Annotated in this window: 21 protein-coding genes; 11 read left to right on the top strand and 10 right to left on the bottom strand. The window is 73.3% G+C overall.

What is annotated here, in order from left to right:
* Position 1 precedes the first annotated feature (1 nt).
* Complete coding sequence (locus AKI01S_RS35420; protein ID WP_218009938.1) at positions 2 to 541, bottom strand: hypothetical protein; 540 nt, start codon at positions 539 to 541, stop codon at positions 2 to 4.
* Positions 542 to 803: 262 nt separating this feature from the next.
* On the opposite strand from AKI01S_RS35420, the gene AKI01S_RS35415 reads away from it, so the two are divergent.
* The 6 genes from AKI01S_RS35415 to AKI01S_RS35390 all read left to right on the top strand — a co-directional run bounded on the left by AKI01S_RS35415 (position 804) and on the right by AKI01S_RS35390 (position 5,294).
* Complete coding sequence (locus AKI01S_RS35415) at positions 804 to 1,229, top strand: VOC family protein (protein WP_218009939.1); 426 nt, start codon at positions 804 to 806, stop codon at positions 1,227 to 1,229.
* 62 nt (positions 1,230 to 1,291) lie between these two features.
* Positions 1,292 to 1,792, top strand: coding sequence for a pyridoxamine 5'-phosphate oxidase family protein (locus AKI01S_RS35410; RefSeq protein WP_067827943.1), 501 nt, complete (start codon positions 1,292 to 1,294; stop codon positions 1,790 to 1,792).
* Positions 1,793 to 1,863: 71 nt separating this feature from the next.
* Positions 1,864 to 2,271, top strand: coding sequence for a YciI family protein (locus AKI01S_RS35405; protein WP_067827940.1), 408 nt, complete (start codon positions 1,864 to 1,866; stop codon positions 2,269 to 2,271).
* Complete coding sequence (locus AKI01S_RS35400) at positions 2,268 to 3,413, top strand: RNA polymerase sigma factor (protein WP_067827937.1); 1,146 nt, start codon at positions 2,268 to 2,270, stop codon at positions 3,411 to 3,413. Before AKI01S_RS35405 ends, AKI01S_RS35400 begins: the two co-directional genes overlap by 4 nt.
* Before the next feature lie 155 nt (positions 3,414 to 3,568).
* Complete coding sequence (locus AKI01S_RS35395; RefSeq protein WP_067827934.1) at positions 3,569 to 4,465, top strand: hypothetical protein; 897 nt, start codon at positions 3,569 to 3,571, stop codon at positions 4,463 to 4,465.
* A gap of 100 nt (positions 4,466 to 4,565) precedes the next feature.
* Complete coding sequence (locus AKI01S_RS35390) at positions 4,566 to 5,294, top strand: DUF8817 family protein (RefSeq protein ID WP_067827931.1); 729 nt, start codon at positions 4,566 to 4,568, stop codon at positions 5,292 to 5,294.
* A gap of 13 nt (positions 5,295 to 5,307) precedes the next feature.
* Here the strand turns inward: AKI01S_RS35390 and AKI01S_RS35385 are convergent, their stop codons facing one another.
* Positions 5,308 to 5,511 carry a hypothetical protein gene (locus AKI01S_RS35385; RefSeq protein ID WP_067827928.1) on the bottom strand — a complete coding sequence of 68 codons (204 nt, stop codon included), beginning with the start codon at positions 5,509 to 5,511 and terminating at the stop codon, positions 5,308 to 5,310.
* Positions 5,512 to 5,579: 68 nt separating this feature from the next.
* Positions 5,580 to 6,137 carry a ferritin-like domain-containing protein gene (locus AKI01S_RS35380; protein WP_067827925.1) on the bottom strand — a complete coding sequence of 186 codons (558 nt, stop codon included), beginning with the start codon at positions 6,135 to 6,137 and terminating at the stop codon, positions 5,580 to 5,582.
* Between the two features lie 239 nt (positions 6,138 to 6,376).
* On the opposite strand from AKI01S_RS35380, the gene AKI01S_RS35375 reads away from it, so the two are divergent.
* The gene (locus tag AKI01S_RS35375) at positions 6,377 to 7,033 is read left to right on the top strand and encodes a hypothetical protein (RefSeq protein WP_067827921.1); all 657 of its coding nucleotides are present in this window, start codon (positions 6,377 to 6,379) and stop codon (positions 7,031 to 7,033) included.
* Positions 7,034 to 7,239: 206 nt separating this feature from the next.
* Here AKI01S_RS35375 and AKI01S_RS35370 read toward each other — a convergent pair whose 3' ends face one another.
* Positions 7,240 to 7,641 (bottom strand): nuclear transport factor 2 family protein, encoded by a 402-nt coding sequence (locus tag AKI01S_RS35370; protein ID WP_084000571.1) that lies wholly within the window; start codon positions 7,639 to 7,641, stop codon positions 7,240 to 7,242.
* A 148-nt stretch (positions 7,642 to 7,789) separates the two neighbouring features.
* Between AKI01S_RS35370 and AKI01S_RS35365 the strand changes: the two genes are divergently transcribed.
* The gene (locus tag AKI01S_RS35365; RefSeq protein WP_067827911.1) at positions 7,790 to 8,992 is read left to right on the top strand and encodes a cytochrome P450; all 1,203 of its coding nucleotides are present in this window, start codon (positions 7,790 to 7,792) and stop codon (positions 8,990 to 8,992) included.
* Here AKI01S_RS35365 and AKI01S_RS35360 read toward each other — a convergent pair whose 3' ends face one another.
* Positions 8,993 to 9,361, bottom strand: coding sequence for a MerR family transcriptional regulator (locus AKI01S_RS35360; RefSeq protein ID WP_067827908.1), 369 nt, complete (start codon positions 9,359 to 9,361; stop codon positions 8,993 to 8,995).
* A gap of 82 nt (positions 9,362 to 9,443) precedes the next feature.
* Here AKI01S_RS35360 and AKI01S_RS35355 point away from each other — a divergent pair, with 82 nt between their 5' ends.
* From AKI01S_RS35355 to AKI01S_RS35345, 3 genes are all read left to right on the top strand, one after another.
* Positions 9,444 to 10,376 (top strand): NAD(P)-dependent oxidoreductase, encoded by a 933-nt coding sequence (locus tag AKI01S_RS35355; RefSeq protein ID WP_067827905.1) that lies wholly within the window; start codon positions 9,444 to 9,446, stop codon positions 10,374 to 10,376.
* 229 nt (positions 10,377 to 10,605) lie between these two features.
* The gene (locus AKI01S_RS35350) at positions 10,606 to 11,298 is read left to right on the top strand and encodes a hypothetical protein (protein ID WP_067827902.1); all 693 of its coding nucleotides are present in this window, start codon (positions 10,606 to 10,608) and stop codon (positions 11,296 to 11,298) included.
* A 36-nt stretch (positions 11,299 to 11,334) separates the two neighbouring features.
* The gene (locus tag AKI01S_RS35345; RefSeq protein ID WP_157420388.1) at positions 11,335 to 12,042 is read left to right on the top strand and encodes a hypothetical protein; all 708 of its coding nucleotides are present in this window, start codon (positions 11,335 to 11,337) and stop codon (positions 12,040 to 12,042) included.
* A 292-nt stretch (positions 12,043 to 12,334) separates the two neighbouring features.
* Here the strand turns inward: AKI01S_RS35345 and AKI01S_RS35340 are convergent, their stop codons facing one another.
* The 5 genes from AKI01S_RS35340 to AKI01S_RS35325 form a co-directional block, all read right to left on the bottom strand.
* Positions 12,335 to 13,774, bottom strand: a complete 1,440-nt coding sequence (locus AKI01S_RS35340; RefSeq protein WP_218009937.1) for a DHA2 family efflux MFS transporter permease subunit — start codon at positions 13,772 to 13,774, stop codon at positions 12,335 to 12,337.
* Positions 13,771 to 14,820 carry a sigma-70 family RNA polymerase sigma factor gene (locus tag AKI01S_RS35335; RefSeq protein ID WP_067827896.1) on the bottom strand — a complete coding sequence of 350 codons (1,050 nt, stop codon included), beginning with the start codon at positions 14,818 to 14,820 and terminating at the stop codon, positions 13,771 to 13,773. Before AKI01S_RS35335 ends, AKI01S_RS35340 begins: the two co-directional genes overlap by 4 nt.
* Before the next feature lie 290 nt (positions 14,821 to 15,110).
* A complete protein-coding gene (locus AKI01S_RS51140) occupies positions 15,111 to 15,275 on the bottom strand; it encodes a hypothetical protein (RefSeq protein WP_157420387.1) in 165 nt (54 codons plus the stop codon).
* A 418-nt stretch (positions 15,276 to 15,693) separates the two neighbouring features.
* Positions 15,694 to 17,223, bottom strand: coding sequence for a bifunctional 3-(3-hydroxy-phenyl)propionate/3-hydroxycinnamic acid hydroxylase MhpA (gene mhpA / locus AKI01S_RS35330; protein ID WP_245681915.1), 1,530 nt, complete (start codon positions 17,221 to 17,223; stop codon positions 15,694 to 15,696).
* On the bottom strand, positions 17,220 to 18,630 hold a 1,411-nt coding region (locus AKI01S_RS35325), incomplete at its 5' end, for an AMP-binding protein (RefSeq protein WP_067827890.1). The genes AKI01S_RS35325 and mhpA, both read right to left, overlap by 4 nt.

Here is an 18,630-nt window from a genome sequence, read left to right as displayed (position 1 = left end):
GTCACAGGAGTCCGGTGTTGACCTCGGGGTCGTCCCAGTTCAGCGTGAAGGAATCGCAGCCCGGCGGCCTTCGGTCCCAGGCGGCGGTGAGCGTGACGGTGGTGGCCGCACCGGGAATCGTCGGTTCGTGCACGGTGGCCCGCTCGCCGGGGACGGTGGACAGCGCGCCCGAGGCGACTGTCCGGGTGTCGGCGTGAATGCTCCAGCGGACCGTCGCGCCGGGGCAGGTTCCGTGGAAGTCGGCATGGAGCATGCCATCGAGGGTGCCGTCCCAGCGCAGCCAGGAGCCGAAGAGCCCGTCAAGGCGGAAGACCGTCGTCATCTCGCCGGTGACCACCCAGGACCGCCGGTAGGTGGCGCAACCGTTCTCCACGGGTCCGCAGGGCTCGGAGCCGAGTTCGGAGGTCCGGGGCTCGGGCCCTTTCTGGTAGGTCAGCCACCGGTCGGGACCCTTGAGCGCGATACCGCCGCCGAGGAACAGCGCCACGATCGCCACGAGCAGCGAGCCCCCGAAGAGGCGATCCCGCACGGTTGAGGTCACTTCACCGTTATAAGCGACCGCGTGTGGTCCGGATAGCCGGTGGGCCGCCGTAGTACGCGGGAAAACCGGGCAGGTTAGGACTGGGCCGGTCCTTCGCCCTCGCGCCGTCCGGCGTGGCCGCCGGGGTCGTGACGGCCAGACGCGGATTCTTGGAAATCAGTGCGTTCCGGATGTCGAGAACGTGGTGGCGGCTCCGTCCCAGGCACATCAGCGGCCACGACGGGCCACGCGACGAAGGGGAACCAGCATGACGATCCAGCGGATGGACAACGTCGGCATCATCGTCGACGACCTCGACGCCGTGATCGCGTTCTTCACGGAACTCGGCATGGAGCTGGAGGGCAAGGCCCTGGTCGAGGGGGCTTGGGCGGCGCGGCTCGTCGGGCTCGACGACCAGCGGGTCGACGTGGCGATGATGCGGACCCCCGACGGCCACGGGCGGATCGAGCTGGCGAAGTACCACATGCCGGAGGCGCTCGACGGCGTGCCGGAGGACGCGCCGGTGAACACGCTGGGCATTCGCCGCATCATGTTCGCGGTCGACGACATCGACGCCGTCATCGCCCGCATGCGCGCCCACGGTGCCGAACTCGTCGGCGAGGTGGTGCGGTACGAGGACGCCTACCGCCTCTGCTACCTCCGCGGCCCCGAGGGCATCGTCGTCGCGCTGGCCGAGCGGCTCGGCTGACGGCCCGCGCCCGACCGGAACGATCCGCCGGACCGACCGGCGACGACAAGGGAGGAACGACCGTGGGACCGAACGAGATCGCCGAGGTGCTGAACCGGCCGGCCAGCCGGGAGCTGCTGGCACGCGACGTGGCCCGCCTGGCCTACGTCGCCAGGGACGGCACGCCCCGCGCCATCCCGATCGCCTTCGCCTGGAACGGCTCGGAGATCGTCATGTGCACCTCGAAGAACGCTCCGAAGCTCCGGGCGCTGGGCGGGAACCCGATGGTCGCCCTGACGATCGACACCGAGGTGCACCCGCCCGCGATCCTGCTCATCCGGGGCCGGGCCGAGCTGGACTTCGTCGACGGCATCCCGGACGAGTACCTCAAGGCGACCAGCACCTACCAGATGACGCCCGAGCAGCGGGTCGGGTGGGAGGCCGAGGTGCGTTCGCTCTACCACGACGGCATGGTCCGGATCGTCGTGACCCCGACGTGGGCCAAGCTGATCGACTTCGAGTCGACCCTGCCGAGCGCGGTCGAGGAGCTGGTCCGGCAGCGGGACGAACGCCGGCGGGCCTGAGCGGGACGCCGGGCGAGGTGCGCCGGAACGGACACGGCCACAATGGGCCGTAGGACACCAAGGAGAACACGATGGCCAAGTACCTGCTGCTCAAGCACTACCGGGGCGCGCCGGCACCGGTCAACGACGTGCCGATGGACCAGTGGGCTCCCGAGGAGATCTCGGCCCACGTGCAGTACATGCGGGACTTCGCCGCCCGGCTGGAGAGCACCGGCGAGTTCGTCGACACCCAGGCGCTCTCCCCGGAGGGCACGTTCGTCCGCTACGACGGCGAGGGGCGGCCGCCGGTCACCGACGGCCCGTTCGCGGAGACCAAGGACCTGATCGCGGGCTGGATGGTGGTCGACGTCGAGAGTTACGAGCGGGCGATCGAGCTGGCCGGTGAGCTGTCCGCCGCTCCCGGTGCGGGAGGGAAGCCGGTCCACGAGTGGCTGGAGGTGCGCCCGTTCTACACGGTGCCACCCACGGTGACCGAGTGAACGAGTCGCTGCTGCGGGAGCTGGTGCCCGCGGTGATCGGTGTCCTCGTCCGCCGCGGAGCCGACTTCGCGGCGGCCGAGGACGCCGTGCAGGACGCCCTGGTCGAGGCCGTGCGCGGGTGGCCGGACGACCCGCCGCGCGACCCCAAGGGCTGGCTGGTCACCGTGGCCTGGCGCAAGTTCCTCGACGCCGCCCGCGCCGACACCTCCCGGCGGCAGCGCGAGGCGCGCGTCGAGACCGAGCCCGCGCCCGGCCCCGGCGGGGCGGTGGACGACACGCTCCGGCTGTACTTCCTGTGCGCGCACCCGTCCCTGACCCCGGCCTCGGCCGTCGCGCTCACGCTGCGCGCGGTCGGCGGCCTGACCACACGTCAGATCGCGCGGGCCTACCTGGTGCCGGAGGCGACCATGGCCCAGCGGATCAGCAGGGCCAAGCGGACCGTGTCGGGCGTCCGGTTCGACCGGCCCGGGGACGTCGCCACGGTGCTGCGCGTGCTCTACCTGGTCTTCAACGAGGGCTACTCCGGCGACGTCGACCTCGCCGCCGAGGCGATCCGGCTCACCCGCCGGCTGGCGGCCGAGACCGGCGACGAGGAGGCCGCGGGCCTGCTCGCGCTCATGCTGCTGCACCACGCCCGGCGTCCGGCGCGGACCGGCCCCGGCGGCAGGCTCGTGCCCCTCGCCGAGCAGGACCGCGGCCTCTGGGACACCCGCCTGATCGCCCAGGGCGTCGAGGTGCTCCAGGCGGCGCTCGCCCGCGACCGCCTGGGCGAGTTCCAGGCCCAGGCCGCCGTCGCCGCGCTGCACGCCGACGCCCGCACGGTCGAGGAGACCGACTGGGTGCAGATCGTCGAGTGGTACGACGAGCTGGTGCGCCTCACCGACAGCCCGGTGGCGCGCCTCAACCGGGCCGTCGCGGTCGGCGAGGCCGACGGCCCGCGGGCCGGTCTGGCCGCCCTGGCGGAACTCGACCCCGCCCTGCCCCGCCACACCGCCGCCGCGGCGTACCTGCACGAGCGTGACGGTGACCTGACGACCGCGGCACGGCTCTACGCCGAAGCCGCCCGATCGGCGACCAGCCTCCCCGAACGCGAACACCTCACGCGGCAGGCCGCCCGGCTCAACGCGCGGCTGCGCGGCTGAGCGGCGGGCCGGAGCGGGGACCGTCCGCCGGTGGCCCTCCGCTTCCGCGCGGGTCGAGAACTCCGCGCGGACGAACCGGGTGGCCCGCGGGAACCCGCCGCCCGACCGGCCCGTCCCAAGATCGAACCACCCGCCGTGACGGATCGGAGCCCCCTGTGAACACCGCCGACTACCCGGCCCTGGCGCGCGAGATCGCCTCCATGGCGCACGGCTACCCCTACGCCGACCCGCCCGAGCTGCTCGGGCGGATCGGCGGCGAGGTGAGCGCCGACCCGACGGGCCCGCACGGCCGCGCCATGCTGGCGGCGCTGTGGGCGAGCCGCTGGTACACGCACTGGAAGATCGCGGACCGCGCGCTGGTCACGGCGCTGGCCGAGGCGGCGGAGCGCGCCGAGGCGGCGCTCGCCGCCGCGGGCTGCCCGGGCGGCCACGAGCATCCCGACCTGGCCGACTGCGACGAGCCGGAGGAGATGGCCGCCCTGATCGAGATGATCGGCCCGCCGGGGACCGTCGAGGCCGCCGCCTGCCCGGGTCACCTCGCTCCCCTGGCCGCCGACACGGCCGCCACGCTGCGCTCGACCCTCCGGGAACGGTTCGACGCCCCCGGGACCGGGCACCTCGACGCGCGCTACCTCACCGCCGACGGCCGCACCGCGTTCGACGACCTGATCACCGACCTGGAACGGCAGCGGGGCAGCCAGGTCGACCACCGGGCGCAGGACGCGGCGATCTGGTCGGCGCGGCGGCTGCTCGCCGGCGCCCCCGACGGCGAACGGCCCCGCCTGGCGATCGCGGTCTGCCTGCTCGCCAAGCGCTGCTACTGGAGCTCCACCGCGCCCGGCATCGTCGCGCTCTACCGGGAGGCGCTGGCGACCCTCGACCTCACCCCGCGCGAAGAGCCCTGCCCGCACCGCGAGGGCCACCCGGACGTCAAGCTCACCGCCCCGCCCCGTCCGGCGGCACCGGACGAGCGCGGCGAACTCTGCCCCCGCCGGGTCGCCGAGCAGGTGCACGCCATCCTCGACTACACCGACGGTTACCTGGGCTCCTAGAGCCCGCGGGCGGGGCGGCCGTTCCTTGGAACGATCCATATGCGGGGTTCGCCGGACGGTGCCACCATCGCGGGGCGACGACCTCCGGAAGGGGAACGGCTTGAGTGAGCCCGCGGTCCGGCCGAACGAGACGACGATGCCGTTGATGCCGTGCGCGTCGATGGAGGAGACCCTGGCGTTCTATGAGGCGCTGGGATTCGAGGTGACCTACAAGCAGAAGAAGCCGTACGTGTACATGGCGCTGCGGTGGAGCGGGTTCGAGCTGCGTTTCGGCCCGGCGCCCAAGGGGCTGGATCCGGCCCGGGAGGAGTCCGGAGTCTGCCTGGTCATGGTCGACGCGGTGGCGCCGTACCACGCGGCGTTCGTCGCGGCGATGCGCCGGGCGTACGGGAAGGTGCTGCATTCCGGCCTGCCGCGGATCACCCGCTACCGGCCCGGCGCGTCCCGGTTCACGCTGGTCGATCCGTCCGGGAACTCGGTCGTCTTCGTCCAGCGCGACGAGCCCGACGAGCTGGAGTACGGCGGGTCGAAGAAGCTGACCGGCCTGGCCAGGGCACTCGACAACGCCCGGATCCTGCGCGAGTTCAAGGACGACGACCTCCAGGCGTTCCGGGCGCTCAAGTCCGCGGTGCGCAGGCACGGCGCCACCGCCCCGGCGGCCGAGCGGGCCCTCGCCCTGTGCCACCTCATCGACCTGGCCACGGTCCTGGGCGAGCCCGCCGACCCCTGGCTCGCCGATCTGCGCGGCCTGGAGCTCACCGCCGACGACAGGCAGCGCGTCGAGTCGGAACTCGGGCATCTGGCCGGACTTCGGGAGTGGCTTCCCTGAGGGGGGTCCTCGCCTATGCGAGGCCGGAGGGGGCCGGGTCGTGCCCCTCCCCGATCCGGCGGGAGTCCGCCTCCGGGGAGGGCGCGGTCGTCGACCCGACGTCCAGGACGCGGGTCGGCGGCCGTTCGGGCCGGTGGGCGGCCCATCCCGGGTCGCCGATCGTGGCGAAGCGGACCCATGCCCGCCGCAGCTCCCGGGAGACCGCCCAGGACTCCACCGAACGCCGGGGCCGCCAGGTGGAGCTCGAAGAGGAACGACATGCCCCCGGCCGTTGCGGCGGGGGGTTCAGAGGCCGAGCAGGTCCACCAGGTCGTCGGCGTGCTCCTCTTCCTCCTCCAGGATCGACTCCATCAGCCGGCGGGTGGTGGGGTCGCCGTCGCCCAGCCACCTGATGATCTCCTGGTAGGTGGAGATGACGATGCGCTCGGCCTCCAGGTTGTCGCGCAGCATCGCGTCCAGGTCGTTGGCGGGCGGGGTGGTGTAGTCGGTGTGGGAGCGCTCGGCCAGCCTGGCGGGGTCGAAGTCGGGGTCGCCGCCGAGCTGGCCGATCCGCTCGGCGGCGCGCATCGCGTGCTCCATCTCCTCCCTGGCGTGCTCGGTGAACTCGGCCGACACCTGCGCGCGGTCGATGCCGGAGGCGGAGATCGCGTGGCGGGTGTAGCGCAGCCAGCAGACGACCTCGGTCGCGACCACGTCGTTGAGCACCCCGATGACGCGGTCCGACTCGCGCCCGTAGGTGCCGGTGACCGGCCCGTCGTCCATCTTCTGGCGGACCTGCTCGCGGATCCGGGTGACGTCCAGGACGAAGTCGTCGGTCGTGGAGAAGGTTCCCTGCTGGGTCATGGCGAAGGCTCCCTGCCGTTTCGAGGGCGGTGCGCGGACGCCTCGTTGATTCCCTGAGGCGGTCCAAGGGACGGGCCGGACGCGGTAAAGCGCAGCGCATGATCGAGTTTGGCCCCCGTTCCCCGGTGGCCCGTGTCGGCGGCGCGCACGGCGGCGGCCCAGTCACCCGACAGATGCCGCCCCAGCAGGGGGAACGCCAGTATCGAGGGGTCAGCGAAGATCACTTGGGAGGGGTCGAAATGAGCGAGCGGTACCCGGACATCACCCGCGACGACGCCGGTGTCGTCCTCGTCAACGAGTGGAACGTGGGCACCCGCGACCGGCAGCGGGCCGGGGCCGACGCCGTCGCGCGGCTGTGGCGGGCGGGGCCGTTGCCGGAGCACGCCCTGTCGCTGAACCTCTACGTCAGCGACGACGGGACCTCCGTTCTCGCCTACAAGCAGTGGACGGACCTCGACGCCTACCGGGAGTTCGCCCGCACGGCCCGTTCGGCGCAGGCCGGCGAGGTCGCGCCCGGCATCACCCGGCACGAGCCGACCGCGTACCGGCTGTACCGCCACGGTCTCGGCGAGAAGGGGGCCGCGCCGGGGTCCATCGTGATCGTGCAGTTCGAGACGCGGGACGGGACGGCGGCGCGCACGCTGGTGGACACCCTCTTCGACGTCTACGGGGACGAGGAGCCCGGGAAGGGCGCGATCGGGTCGCACTTCCACATCGCCGTGGACGGGTCGCGGATGCTCAACTACGCCGAGTTCGTCGACGCCGCGTCCCACGAGGCCCTCATCACGACCGAGACGAGCGGGAGCAGGCGGCTCACCAGCGTGCTCGCCGACGTGGAGGGCATCACCCCGCTGGGCTTCCGGCGGTACACCCTGCACACCGCCGTCGCCCGCTGAAGGCCCCGCTGGCCGGACGGGAGGGCCCGGCGGTGTTGCAAAAGCCCTGGCCTACGGCGCTCGCCCTGGGGCTCGCTTCTTACCAGGGCTAGGCGAGCGCGGCATCGCTTCGCGATCTGACCCGCGGGCCCTCGCCTCCGGCGTCGGGCCCGCAGGTCAGGTCACGCGCTCGCGTGCGCGGCCGAGGCCCGCTTGGAAACAGGCCCCTAGGCGACCGCGCCGTAGGCGCGGGCGAGGGCGAGGCTGTCCTCGTGGGGGATGTACCGGGTGATGCGGCCGTCCTCCACGGTGAGGTGGAAGGCGAACGGCGTCGCGAACAGCTCGCCGGTCGCCAGCACCCGCTGGCGCATGTATCCGAGGACGACGGCGTCCGGGCCCTCCACCAGGATCCGGTGGACGGTCAGCTCCTCGGCGCGCAGGTGGGTCGGCAGCGAGCGGAAGAACTCGGCGGCCTCGGCCCCGGTGGTGCGGCGTCCCGTCCACGGCACCTCGTCGGCGCCGTAGATGTCCCAGTCCACCTCGTCGGCGAACAGCTCGCCGATCCGGTCGAACTCGCCCGCTCCGGCGCGGCGGAAGAACTCCTCTACGACGTCCCTGGTCTTGCTCATCACAGCTCCTTTCGGTGGCGCCACCATATTGTATTGATCAGTCTAAAACAACTCGGTGCGAGCGGCCCGTTGACCTTGCCGCGAGGTCAACGTGTCCACTGGGAGGGGCCGACGCGACGTCCCAGCCGCCACGAGAAAGGCGTCCGCCATGTCCACGCCCACCCCGTCCCTGCCGTTCGACCGGCCGGATCCCCTGCGGCCGCCCGCCGTCTACGCCGAGCTGCGCCGCCGCGCGCCCGTCGCGGAGGTGACCACTCCGGACGGGCGGCGGGCGTGGCTGGTCACCTCCTACGACGCCGCCGTGGCGGCGCTGACCGACCCCCGCCTCACGATGACTCCCCCGGGCGGCGGCACCGCCGGTGACACCACCCTGTTCCAGGACGGCGAGCCGCACACGCGGCTGCGCGGGCTGGTCGCGAAGGCGTTCACTCCCCGGAGCGTCGCGGCGCTGCGCCCGCGCGTCCGGGAGATGGCCGACGACCACGTCGCGGCGCTGGCCGCCGCCGGGCCGCCCGCCGACCTGGTCGCCGGGCTCGCCGCCCCGCTGTCGCTCCAGGTCATCAGCGTCCTGCTCGGCGTGGCGATCGACGAACGCGAACGCTTCCACGCGCTGGTGGAGGCGTTCGGCGCGGTGGAGCACTCCGCCGGTGACGACCGGGAGGGCGTGGCCGAGGCGCTGCGGGCGTGGAACGAGTTCACCGGATACGCCGCCGGGCTGGTCGCCGCCAAGCGCCGCGCCCCCGGCGACGACCTGCTCAGCGCCCTGATCCGGGTGCGCGACACCGGCGACGAGCGGCTCACCGACGACGAGCTGGTCGGCATGGTCGCCACGCTCGTCGCGGCGGGCTACCAGACGGCCCGCAACGCCATCGCGGTGGGCACGGTCCAGCTCGTCACCGGGGGGCTGCTCGCCGGGCTCGCCGACGCCCCGGGCCGGATGGAGGGCGTCGTGGAGGAGGTGCTGCGCCGGCTGGCCGGAGTGATCGCCGAGCCGTTCCCGCGCTGGGCGCGGACCGGCCTGGAGCTGGCGGGCGCGCCGATCGCGGCCGGTGACCTGGTCCTGGTCCGGCTGGAGGCGGCCAACCACGACCCCGCGTGCTTCACCGACCCCGGCCGGTTCCTGCCCGGCCGGTTCCCGTCCGGCCGGCCGTCCCGCCACCCGCACCTGACGTTCGGCCGGGGGCCGCACCACTGCCTCGGGGCGTCGCTGGCCCGCGTCGAGCTGGCCGCGGCCTTCGACGCCCTCGCCCGGCGGCTGCCCGGCCTGCGGCTCCGGGTACCGCCCGAGGACCTCGACTGGGTGCGCGGCGAGACCGACGCGGGACCCGCGTCCGTCCCCGTCACCTGGTGATCAGGCCTCCTCGGCGGCGCGCCGCTCGGTGGCCTCGATGTAGTCGGCGAGGGCCCGGCGGGAACGGAGGAGGGTCTCGATGTGCTCGTCCAGCACGCGCAGGCGTTCGCGCATGCCGTCCAGGAGTTCGGGGCACGGCTCCAGCTCGGGGACCGTGCCGGTGACGCAGGGGAGCATGAACGCGATGTCGTCGGTGGACAGCCCGGCGCCGAGCAGGCTCCTGATCTGGCCCACGGCCAGGACGGCGTCGTCGCCGTACTCGCGGTAGCCGCCGGAGCCCCGGCGCGGTTTGAGCAGGCCCTGCGCCTCGTAGTAGCGAAGCTGATGCGTGCGGACCCCGGTGCGACGGCTCAGTTCCCCGATCAGCATGCCCGTCTCCCCTTGACCTTCATACCGGTGTGAACGTTGATGATCCTCCCATGTCCGCCCACCCACTCACAGGGAGCGAAGCATGGGTAACCACGAGAACCGCACGCCGGTGACGGTCATCGGCCTGGGGCTGATGGGCCGGGCGCTGGCCGGGGCGTTCCTGCGCGCCGGGCACCCCACGACCGTGTGGAACCGCACGGCGGCGAAGGCCGAACCCCTCGTCGCGCAGGGAGCGAGGCCGGCCGGTTCGCCCCGCGAGGCCGTCGCGGCCGGCCCGCTCGTGGTCGTCTGCGTGACCGACTACGACGCCGTGCGCGAGCTGCTCGAACCGCTGGAGGACGTCCTCGGCGACCGGGTCCTGGTGAACCTGACCTCGGGCACGTCCCGGCAGGCGCGGGAGACCGCCGCCTGGGCGGCGCGGCGGGGCGTCACCTACCTCGACGGCGCGATCATGGCCGCGCCCCAGGGGATCGGCACCGCGGACGCGCTCGTCTACTACAGCGGACCGCGAGCGGCCTTCGACCTGCACGAACCGACCCTGCGGAGCCTCGGCGACGAGGCGACGCACCTCGGCGACGACCACGGCCTGCCCGCGCTGTACGGGGTGGCGGCGACGAGCGTGATGTGGGGCCTGCTGGACGGCTTCCTGCAAGGCGCCGCCCTGCTCGGCACGGCGGGCGTGGACGCCTCGACGTTCGCCGCGTTCACCCGCGAGAACATCGGGACCATCGTCGACTGGATGTCGGGCTACGCGCGGCAGATCGACGACGGCGCGTACACCGCCCTCGACGCCACGATCGAGATCCAGCTCGACGCGATGGCCCACCTCGTCCACGAGAGCGAGAGCGTCGGCGTCAGCGCCGACCTTCCGAGGTTCTTCAAGTCCCTGGGCGACCGCGCGGTGGCCGAGGGCCACGGCGGCGACGGCTACGCGGCGATGATCGAACTGTTCCGCAAGCCGTCGGCCGGTGTCCGGCACCAGCGGCGGGGAGGGGCGTCAACCCACAACGGTTAACGACTGCGTTCCCGTTGGCCTGATCCGCTACGACGGTGCACCGCCGCGACGCCAACGCTATTCCAAGACCCGGGTCCAGGATATCCACGAAATATACGGAACGAAGTTCTACAGTTTCACCGAGTCCGGCCACGGGGATCAAATCCTCGGACCGAAGACATGAAATTCGGCCGAGCCAGTCCCACCCGAAAGGGGGCACACGATGGGCTGGATCACTTCCGCTCTCAAAGTGGCCCAGATAGCCGGACAGATACTCTCCCAGCTTCCCGCGCCGGAAAGGAACGAATTCGACGCGGACGACGAACCCTACCGCCCCGGAGGCGTCGAGGGGTACTGGGATCCCAAGTCGGGAACGCCGTACCTGCGGAGCGTCGCCGACCATCCGATCGGTCTCAACTTCGTGGACTTCATCGGAAGCGAGGGAAACCAGGGATACTCGTCGACCCTCATCCACCTCGACAAGAAGGGGCAGGGCTTCAACCCACGAAAGGAACTCCAGTTCTACCGCAACGGCGAGATGACGGTCTTCGACGCCTCGCCGCAGCCCGCCGGAGCAGGGGACGACGACAACTGGCGGCTGATCTCCTTCGGCGTCGTCCTCATCCTGGGCGCCGCGGCCACGGCGATCGCCGGCGGCATCAGCATCGGGGTGCGCCGCACCGCCGACCGGTCGGAGCTGTTCATCGAACGTCGCGGGACGAGCCTGCGCGAGGTCAAGCTGAACGTACGGGCCGGCACGCTCAAACTCACCTTCGCCGAGGACTCCGCGGCCCTGCTCAGCGACGCAACGCTGGCGTTCGCCCTGCCGAAGGACGCCGACGTCTCCCTCGGCGTCTCCGTGGACGGCCAGCTCCAGGTGGACGAGGCGACCTACCAGGCGCTGATCGAGCCGACCCTCGACCGGGTCGTCGCACTCGACTGAGCATCCGTCCCACCGCACCGAAAGGCGGTACCACAGATGGAGACCACCACACCAGGAACGGAGTCGGTGGGGACACCGAACTTCGACGAGGAGATCCTCGAATCGACGATCAACGAGAAATACAACACCCAGTGCTGGATCAGCAGCGAAAGCGTCGGTGAGAACCTCAGCTACGAATTCCTCACCATGCCGGGAAGTTCCCCGAAAGCGATGGGGCACCAGCTCCTGGTATACGACAACCCGGAACCCTCGATTCCTCGGAGTAAGCGCCCGCGCGCCCAGACCGCGGTGTCCACCAACGACACCCGCGGTTCCGGCTACTTCGAGGACTCCAAAATCGGAATGGCGAGCTACGTCCTCGGCTACGCGACCGGCCCGGGACCCAAGCAGGTGGTCGCGCTGTCCTTCATTCCGGAGAGCGGCGGCAGAATCACCACGATCAATCCCGACCTCAGCAATCTCAAGGTCGGCATCAGCCACGTGAGCGTCGACTACACCCTGGCGCCGGGCGCGCTGCCGAACAGCGACGGAGACTACATCGGGATCAAGGAGGGCCAGAACTTCGTCGACCTGTACTGGGGGAACTTCCTCTGGTGGAACCGGGTCACCTCCAACGACTCCAGCGGCACCGCCTACATCAACAACACCAGCATCCTCCGCGGTAAGAGCTACCTGCTCGGTTACTACAAGTCCGACTACTGCCGCGGCGACCTCGCCGTGGCCTGCCGGTTCTCGGTGAAGTAACCGGATCTCCGACGTCTGGCCGCGCCGTCGGCCAGACGTCCCGCCGCGTCCGGGACGGCCGGCGGAACGGAGCGCGCCGGACGCCGCCGGACGGGCGGGACGGGGACGTGCGTCGCCTCCTGCGTCACCGGACCGTGGCCGCCCTTCGTCGACGGCCGGCCTCGGCCCGGTGGCGCCGGGCGTCGGGGCGGCCTCCGCCCCGACGCCGGACGGTGATCGTGATCTGCGCCTCCCGGGCGACGGGCGGGATTCCCAAGCCCCGTCCCGGCCCCGCGCACCGGTTCCGCGGCGTTCAGACGGCGGTCTCGGGGTGGGGTGCGGGGGTGGTCGCCGGTGGTGCGGGGGTGGGGGCCGGGCGGCGGCGGGGCATGCCGAGGGCGGCGAGCATGCCGGTGAACGCCAGGGTGGCGACCGCGCCCATCGCCGCCGCGAAGCCCTCGCTGAACTCCTCGGCCGACGCGTAGCCCCCGGTGCCCGCGAAGACGGCGACCGCGATCGCGACGCCGAACACCCCGCCGAGGATCCGCAGCATCATGAACGCGCCGGACGCCTGGCCGATCTCCTGGGGCCGCACCGCCCCGACCACCGCCTTCTGCGCCGCGGGCATCGCCATGGTCAGCCCGGCCCCGCCGACGACCAGCGCGGGCAGCAGTTCGAGGTAGCCGGTGCCCGCGTCGGCGACCAGGGCGATCCAGCCCGTGCCGGCCGTCTGGAGCAGCAGCCCGACGACCACGAACGTCCGCTCGCCGTACCGGTCGGCCAGCGCCCCGGCGATCGGCGCGCACACCATCAGCGTCGCGGTCCACGGCATCAGCCGCAGCCCGGCGCCGAGCGGCCCCTCGCCGAGGCCGGTCTGGAAGTACTGCGCGAGGAAGAACAGCGTGCCGTACAGCGAGGCGAACACGCAGAAGTTCGCCGGGTTGGCCGTCGCGAACGCCCTCACCCGGAAGAACCGCATCGGCAGCATCGGCGCCTTCGCGCGCCCTTCCCAGAGCACGAACGCGACCACCAGCGCGGCGCCGAGCACCAGCGCGCCCAGGACCTCCACGCTGCCCCAGCCCGCCGCGTTCCCCCGGACCAGGCCCCAGACGACGCCGAACGCGCCCAGGGTCACCAGCACCACCCCGGCCAGGTCGAACCGGTTGTTGGGGCCGACGCTCTCCTCGACCCGCCGCGCCGACAGCACGATCGCGGCCAGGCCGACCGGCAGGTTCAGCCAGAAGATCCACTGCCAGGCCAGCCCCTCGGCGACGACGCCGCCGACGAACGGCCCGCTGAACGTCGCCAGGCCGGTGATGCCCAGGTACAGCCCCATCGCCCGGCCCCGCTGCCGCGGCGGGAACGCCGCGCTGATCAGGGTGAGCGACAGCGGCAGCACCATCGCGGCGCCGGCGCCCTGCAACGCCCGGGACGCGATCAGGGTCCCGATGTCCGGGGACAGGGCGCAGGCCGCCGACGCCAGGGTGAACACCGCCAGCCCGGCGACGAACACCCGGCGGCGGCCGAACCGGTCCCCCAGCGCCGCCCCGGTCAGCAGCAGCACCGCGAACGTCAGGTTGTAGGCGTTGACGGTCCATTCGAGCGATTCGATCGACGCCGTCAGATCCCTCCGGATCGTGCTCAGCGCCGTCGTCACGACCAGGCTGTCCAGCGCCATCATGAACGACGCCAGCGAGGCGAGTCCCAGCACCCATGCCTGCCTGGACGTCATCCGTCCTCCGTCGGCGCTCATCGTCCCTCCTCGAATCCCGCGCGCAGCGTCCGGGGAAGCCCGAACGCCGCCAGGAGCGAGTTGTCCAGGAACCGCGTCACCGCGGTGATCCGGTCTCCGGCCAGGGTCAGCACGATCACTCCGTGCGCGTGCAGGATCGGCGTCCGCGGGTCGCGCTGGTAGGCGCCGAACGCCGGCTGCCCGTTCGCCCGGGTCGGGACCAGCACGTGCCGTCGGCCGGGGCGGAGCGCGACCGTGGCCAGGAAGTGCCGGACGGTGTCCGTTCCCCGGTACTCCAGCGGCAGCGGCGGCATGGACAGCCGCGCGTCGTCGGTCAGCAGGGCGACGACCGCGTCGACGTCCCCGGCCTCGAACGCGCGGAGGAAGTCCGCCACGATCCGGCGCTCCCGCGGCGAGTCCGGCAGCGGGACGCTCTCCCGGCCGGAGCCCGGCAGCTCCCGCGCCAGCGCGCCGCGCGCCCGTTTCAGCGCGCTGGTCACCGCGTTCTCGGTCATGTCGAGGATGCGCGCCGCCTCGGCGGCCCGGAACCCCAGCACGTCCCGCAGCACCAGCACCGCGCGCTGCCTCGGCGGCAGCTCCTGGAGCGCCGCCAGGAACGCCAGCGACACCGACTCCCTGGTCTCGTACCGCGCCTCCGGGCCGGGCGCCAGGTCGGCGATCTCGTCGAGCAGCGCGTCGGGGTACGGCTCCAGCCAGCTCGGCTCCGCCCGGCGGTGCGACGGCTCGGGCAACGGGACCTCCGGTCGGTAGTCCGCGTGTTCGGGCGGGCGGCGGGCTCCGGCCCGCAGCGCGTTGAGGCAGCGGTTGGTCGCGATCCGGTAGAGCCACGTCCGCAGCGACGCGCGTTCCTCGTAGCCGTCGATGCCGCGCCATGCCGCCAGCAGCGTCTCCTGGAGCAGGTCCTCGGCGTCCTGCACCGAGCCGAGGATGCGGTAGCAGTGCACCTGGAGTTCGCGGCGGTACGGCTCGACGAGCCGGCGGAACGCCTCGCCGTCCCCGCTCCGCGCCAGCGCCAGCAGATCGCCGGACGGCGGGATCCCTCGCATATCGGCTCCTTCTCTCCCGTGGTCCCTCTCGCATGGGTGGACACCGGCGGTACCGGAAAGTGGTCGGTCCGCACAGGTCTTCCCGTTGCGGGCGATACGGGATCGCTCCCGTGACCAGGGTCGGGGATGACCGTTCCGCCCGGAAACGCGCGCCGCGGCGGGGCCGGACGCGCGAACAGGAGATCCCCGGCCCATCCGGTGATCGCCGACGGGCGGGTGTGGTCCACCCGGCCACGGCGCCACGGGGACGGTCGAGCCGGCCGCTCAGGCGGCGGCGTTCTCCGGGTCGATCACGTACACGGCGGGGCCGCTCCTCCCGCGAGCATGCGCGCCGCGAACAGGCGCGGCCCGTCCCCAGCGAACGACACCGACTCGACGGCGAACCCGTCCTCGCCGGAGCCGAGGGCGGTCGGGCCGCCGAGGAAGCGCGCCCCCTGCCGGTTGCGGAACTCCACCCGGTGGCGGCCGGTGCGCGACCGCGCGTGCCCGCCCCTCCTCGGGCGCCCCGGTGAGGGCGCGGGCCTCGACGTCGTAGGCCGTCCACGTCCCGTCGCCCCCGGTGACGGTGACCACGTCGTAGTGGCGGACTAGGCCGTGTTTCAAAGCCCTGGCCCACGGCGCTCGCCCCGGGAGGCTCACACCTCACCAGGTCTTGGCGAGCGCGACATCGCTTCGCGATCTGACCTGCGGACCCTCGCCTCCGGCCTCGGGCCCGCAGGCCAGGTAACGCGCTCGCGTGCGCCGCTGAGGCCCACTTTGAAACAGACCCCTAGGCGGGCAGTGGCCATCCGCCGGGCGCCTCGACGCCGTGGGCGCGCAGCCGGCGGGCATACGGCTCGGGGGCCATGTGCCGGTGGACGTTGATGCGGGCGGTCATGCCGGTTCTTCCGGGTCGGGGCCCGTGCCGAAGGTGGGCAGGGTGGTGTGGAGGGCGGACAGGTGGCGGCCCGCTCGCAGGACCGTGCCATCGGGGCGGACGAGGGCGGCGTCGGCGCGGCCCCGCCGCAGCCAGTCGTGCAGGGCGTCGCCCGGCCGGACGTGGACGAGCGCCGCTCCGCGCCGCTCGATCTCGGCCCGCTGCCAGGGGGACGGCGCGGTGGCCGTGACGACCGCGAAGCGGCCCGCGGCCACGTCGTCGAAGCGGCGGCCGTCGCCCAGCGGCGCGTTCGGGCACAGCCCGCCCGCCAGGCCGCGGCGCAGCGGCGGCCGCGCCACCAGGGCGGACCGGCGCAGCGCGGGGGTCTCGCCGTGCCGGGCCTGGTCCCCGAGGCCGGGTACCAGGTGCAGGCGCGGCGCCACCACGCGGCGCAGCAGGTCGCCGAGCCCGCCGCCCCCGGTCATCGCGACGCCGACCAGCCTGGCCATCCGGATCATGGCGCGGGCGTGGGGCTCGCGTTCGGCCTCGTAGGTGTCGAGCGCGGTTCCGGGCAGGGTTCCGTCGAGCACCCCGGCGAGCTTCCAGGCGAGGTTGGCCGCGTCGCGCATCCCCGCGCCCATGCCCTGGCCGATGAACGGCGGGGTGAGGTGGGCGGCGTCGCCGAGCAGGAACACCCGGCGGTCGCGCCACCGGTCGGCGATCCGCGCCCGGAAGGTGTACTCGGCCACCCGGACGACCTCCAGCCGCGCGGCGGGCACGTCCCCGGTCCACGGGGCGATCAGCGGGTGCAGCCGGTCCATCGTGCGGTAGTCGTCGGCGGTCTCGCCGGGCGCCAGCCGGAACTCCCAGCGGTGGCGGGTCTCGCCGACGCGCATGTAGGTGGCGGCGCGGACCGGGTGGCAGACCTGGTGGACGCCCTCCCACGCGCCGAGGTCGGCGGTGGTGGCCACGTCCACGACGAGCCAGCGTTGCGCGAAGTCCAGGTCCCGCATGGTGGCGCCGATCGCGGACCTGGTCAGGCTGTTGGCGCCGTCACACCCCAGGACGTGGCGCGCGCGGACCGGGAGGCGCTCCCCGGTGGCCCGGTCGGTGACGTCGAGCCGCACGCCGTCGGCGTCCTGGGTCAGGGCGGTGACCTCCGCGCCGACCCGGAGGGTGACGGTGGGGTGGCGCTTGAGGTTGGCCCGCAGGAGCGCCTCCAGCTCGGGCTGGTCGAACAGGCTGGACTCGGGGTAGCCGTGCCTGCCGTTCGCCGTCTCGCGCCGGAACTCCGCCAGCACGCGCCCGGTCCGGTCGAGCAGGCGCAGCCCCGGGCACGGGCGGGAGATCGCGGCGAACTCCGCGCCGACCCCGAGGCGGGCGAGGACGCGGTGGACCTCCTCGTCGAGGGCGACGGCCCGGGGCCGCGGGTAGATCGACTCCCAGCGGTCGAGGAGCAGGCACTCGACGCCGTACCGGCCGAGCAGGGTCGCGGCGGTCAGGCCGGTGGGGCCCGCGCCGACGATGACCACGGGCACCGTCGTCACGGCGTCACCTCCAGGCGCCATCCGAGCGCGTAGCGGCCGAGGACCGCCTTGATCGCCGTCTCGTCGGCCGGCGAGGAGACCTTCACGACCGCCGTGACGGATCCGTCGTGGACGGCGGTCTCGACGTCGCGCACGCCGGGCGTCCCGTCGAGCGCCCCGAGCAGCTCGTCGCGGGCGGCGTCCGCGCGCAGCGCGAGCTTGTACGGCTTGCCGACGTCGGTGAGGGGCAGCGCGTCGACGACGGTGACGGCCTTCGGGACGGCGGCGGGCTCGGTGATCCGCTCGCTCGCCCAGGCGCGCAGCTCCGGCCCGGTCACCTCGGCGCCGGGCGCGAGGGTCACGTAGGCGACGGGGACCTCACCGGCGCGGACGTCGGGACGTCCGACCGCGCCGGCCCCGGTGACCTGCGGGTGGGCGAGCAGGACGTCCTCGATGACGGCCGGGTCGATGTTGTGGCCGCCGCGGATGATGAGGTCCTTGGCCCGCCCGGCGAGGTGGACGAACCCGTCGGCGTCGACGCTGCCGAGGTCCCCGGTGTCCAGCCAGCCGTCGACCAGCGTGCCGAGGCCGTCCAGGACGGGGCCGTGCCCGTCGTGCCCGGTGACGTAGCCGGGGAAGACCGTCGGGCCGCTGACCGCCAGCACGCCGGTCTCCCCGGCGGGCAGGTCCCGCCACGCGCCGTCCGCGCCGATCCGCACCGCCTTGATCCGCTGGTAGGGCAGGCGCTGCCCGACCGTCCCGGGCCGCGGCGCGTCGGGGAACCCGCGCGCGCTGGCGCAGGTCGCCTCGGTCAGCCCGTACCCCTCGACCAGGGGCACGCCGGTGTGGGCCTGGAAGCCGTCCCGGACCGCGCCGGGCAGCGGCGAGGCGCCCACCACGGCGAGCCGCAGGCTGCCGATGTCGGCGTCGACCGGGCATTGCGCGAGCACGGCGTACACGGTGGGCACCGCGCTCATCGCGGCGATCCGGTAGTGCTCGACGATCTTCCAGTACGCGCCGTACAGCGCGGGGTCGCGGTAGCCGAGCGGGCCGGCCCACACCGCGCCCTGCCCCCTGAACAGCGGCGTCAGCACGGTGACCACGAGCGCGTTGACGTGGAACAGCGGCAGGGCCGCGAACACCGCCGCGTCGTCGTCGAGCCGGGAGTCGGCGGCCAGCATCCAGGCGCCGGCGACCTGGTTGGCGTGCGTGTGCGCGGCCAGCTTGGGGGCGCCGGTGGTGCCGCCGGTGTGGAACAGCGCGGCCAGGTCCGACGGGGCGGGCGGGTCGCCGCCGAACGCGGCCGCGTCCTCGGCGGCGGCCAGCTCCTCCAGGTACCCGACGCGCACGCCGTCGATGCCGGGCAGGGGCGCGGGGGCGCCGCGCGCCCCGGTGGGCCGGAGCGCCAGGACGGCCTCCAGCGGGCCG

This window comes from Actinomadura kijaniata NBRC 14229 (assembly GCF_001552175.1).
In the GTDB taxonomy this organism is placed as follows: Bacteria; Actinomycetota; Actinomycetes; order Streptosporangiales; family Streptosporangiaceae; genus Spirillospora; species Spirillospora kijaniata.
Note: the sequence above shows the minus strand (reverse complement) of the source record. Positions and strands in the feature narration are given on the sequence as shown.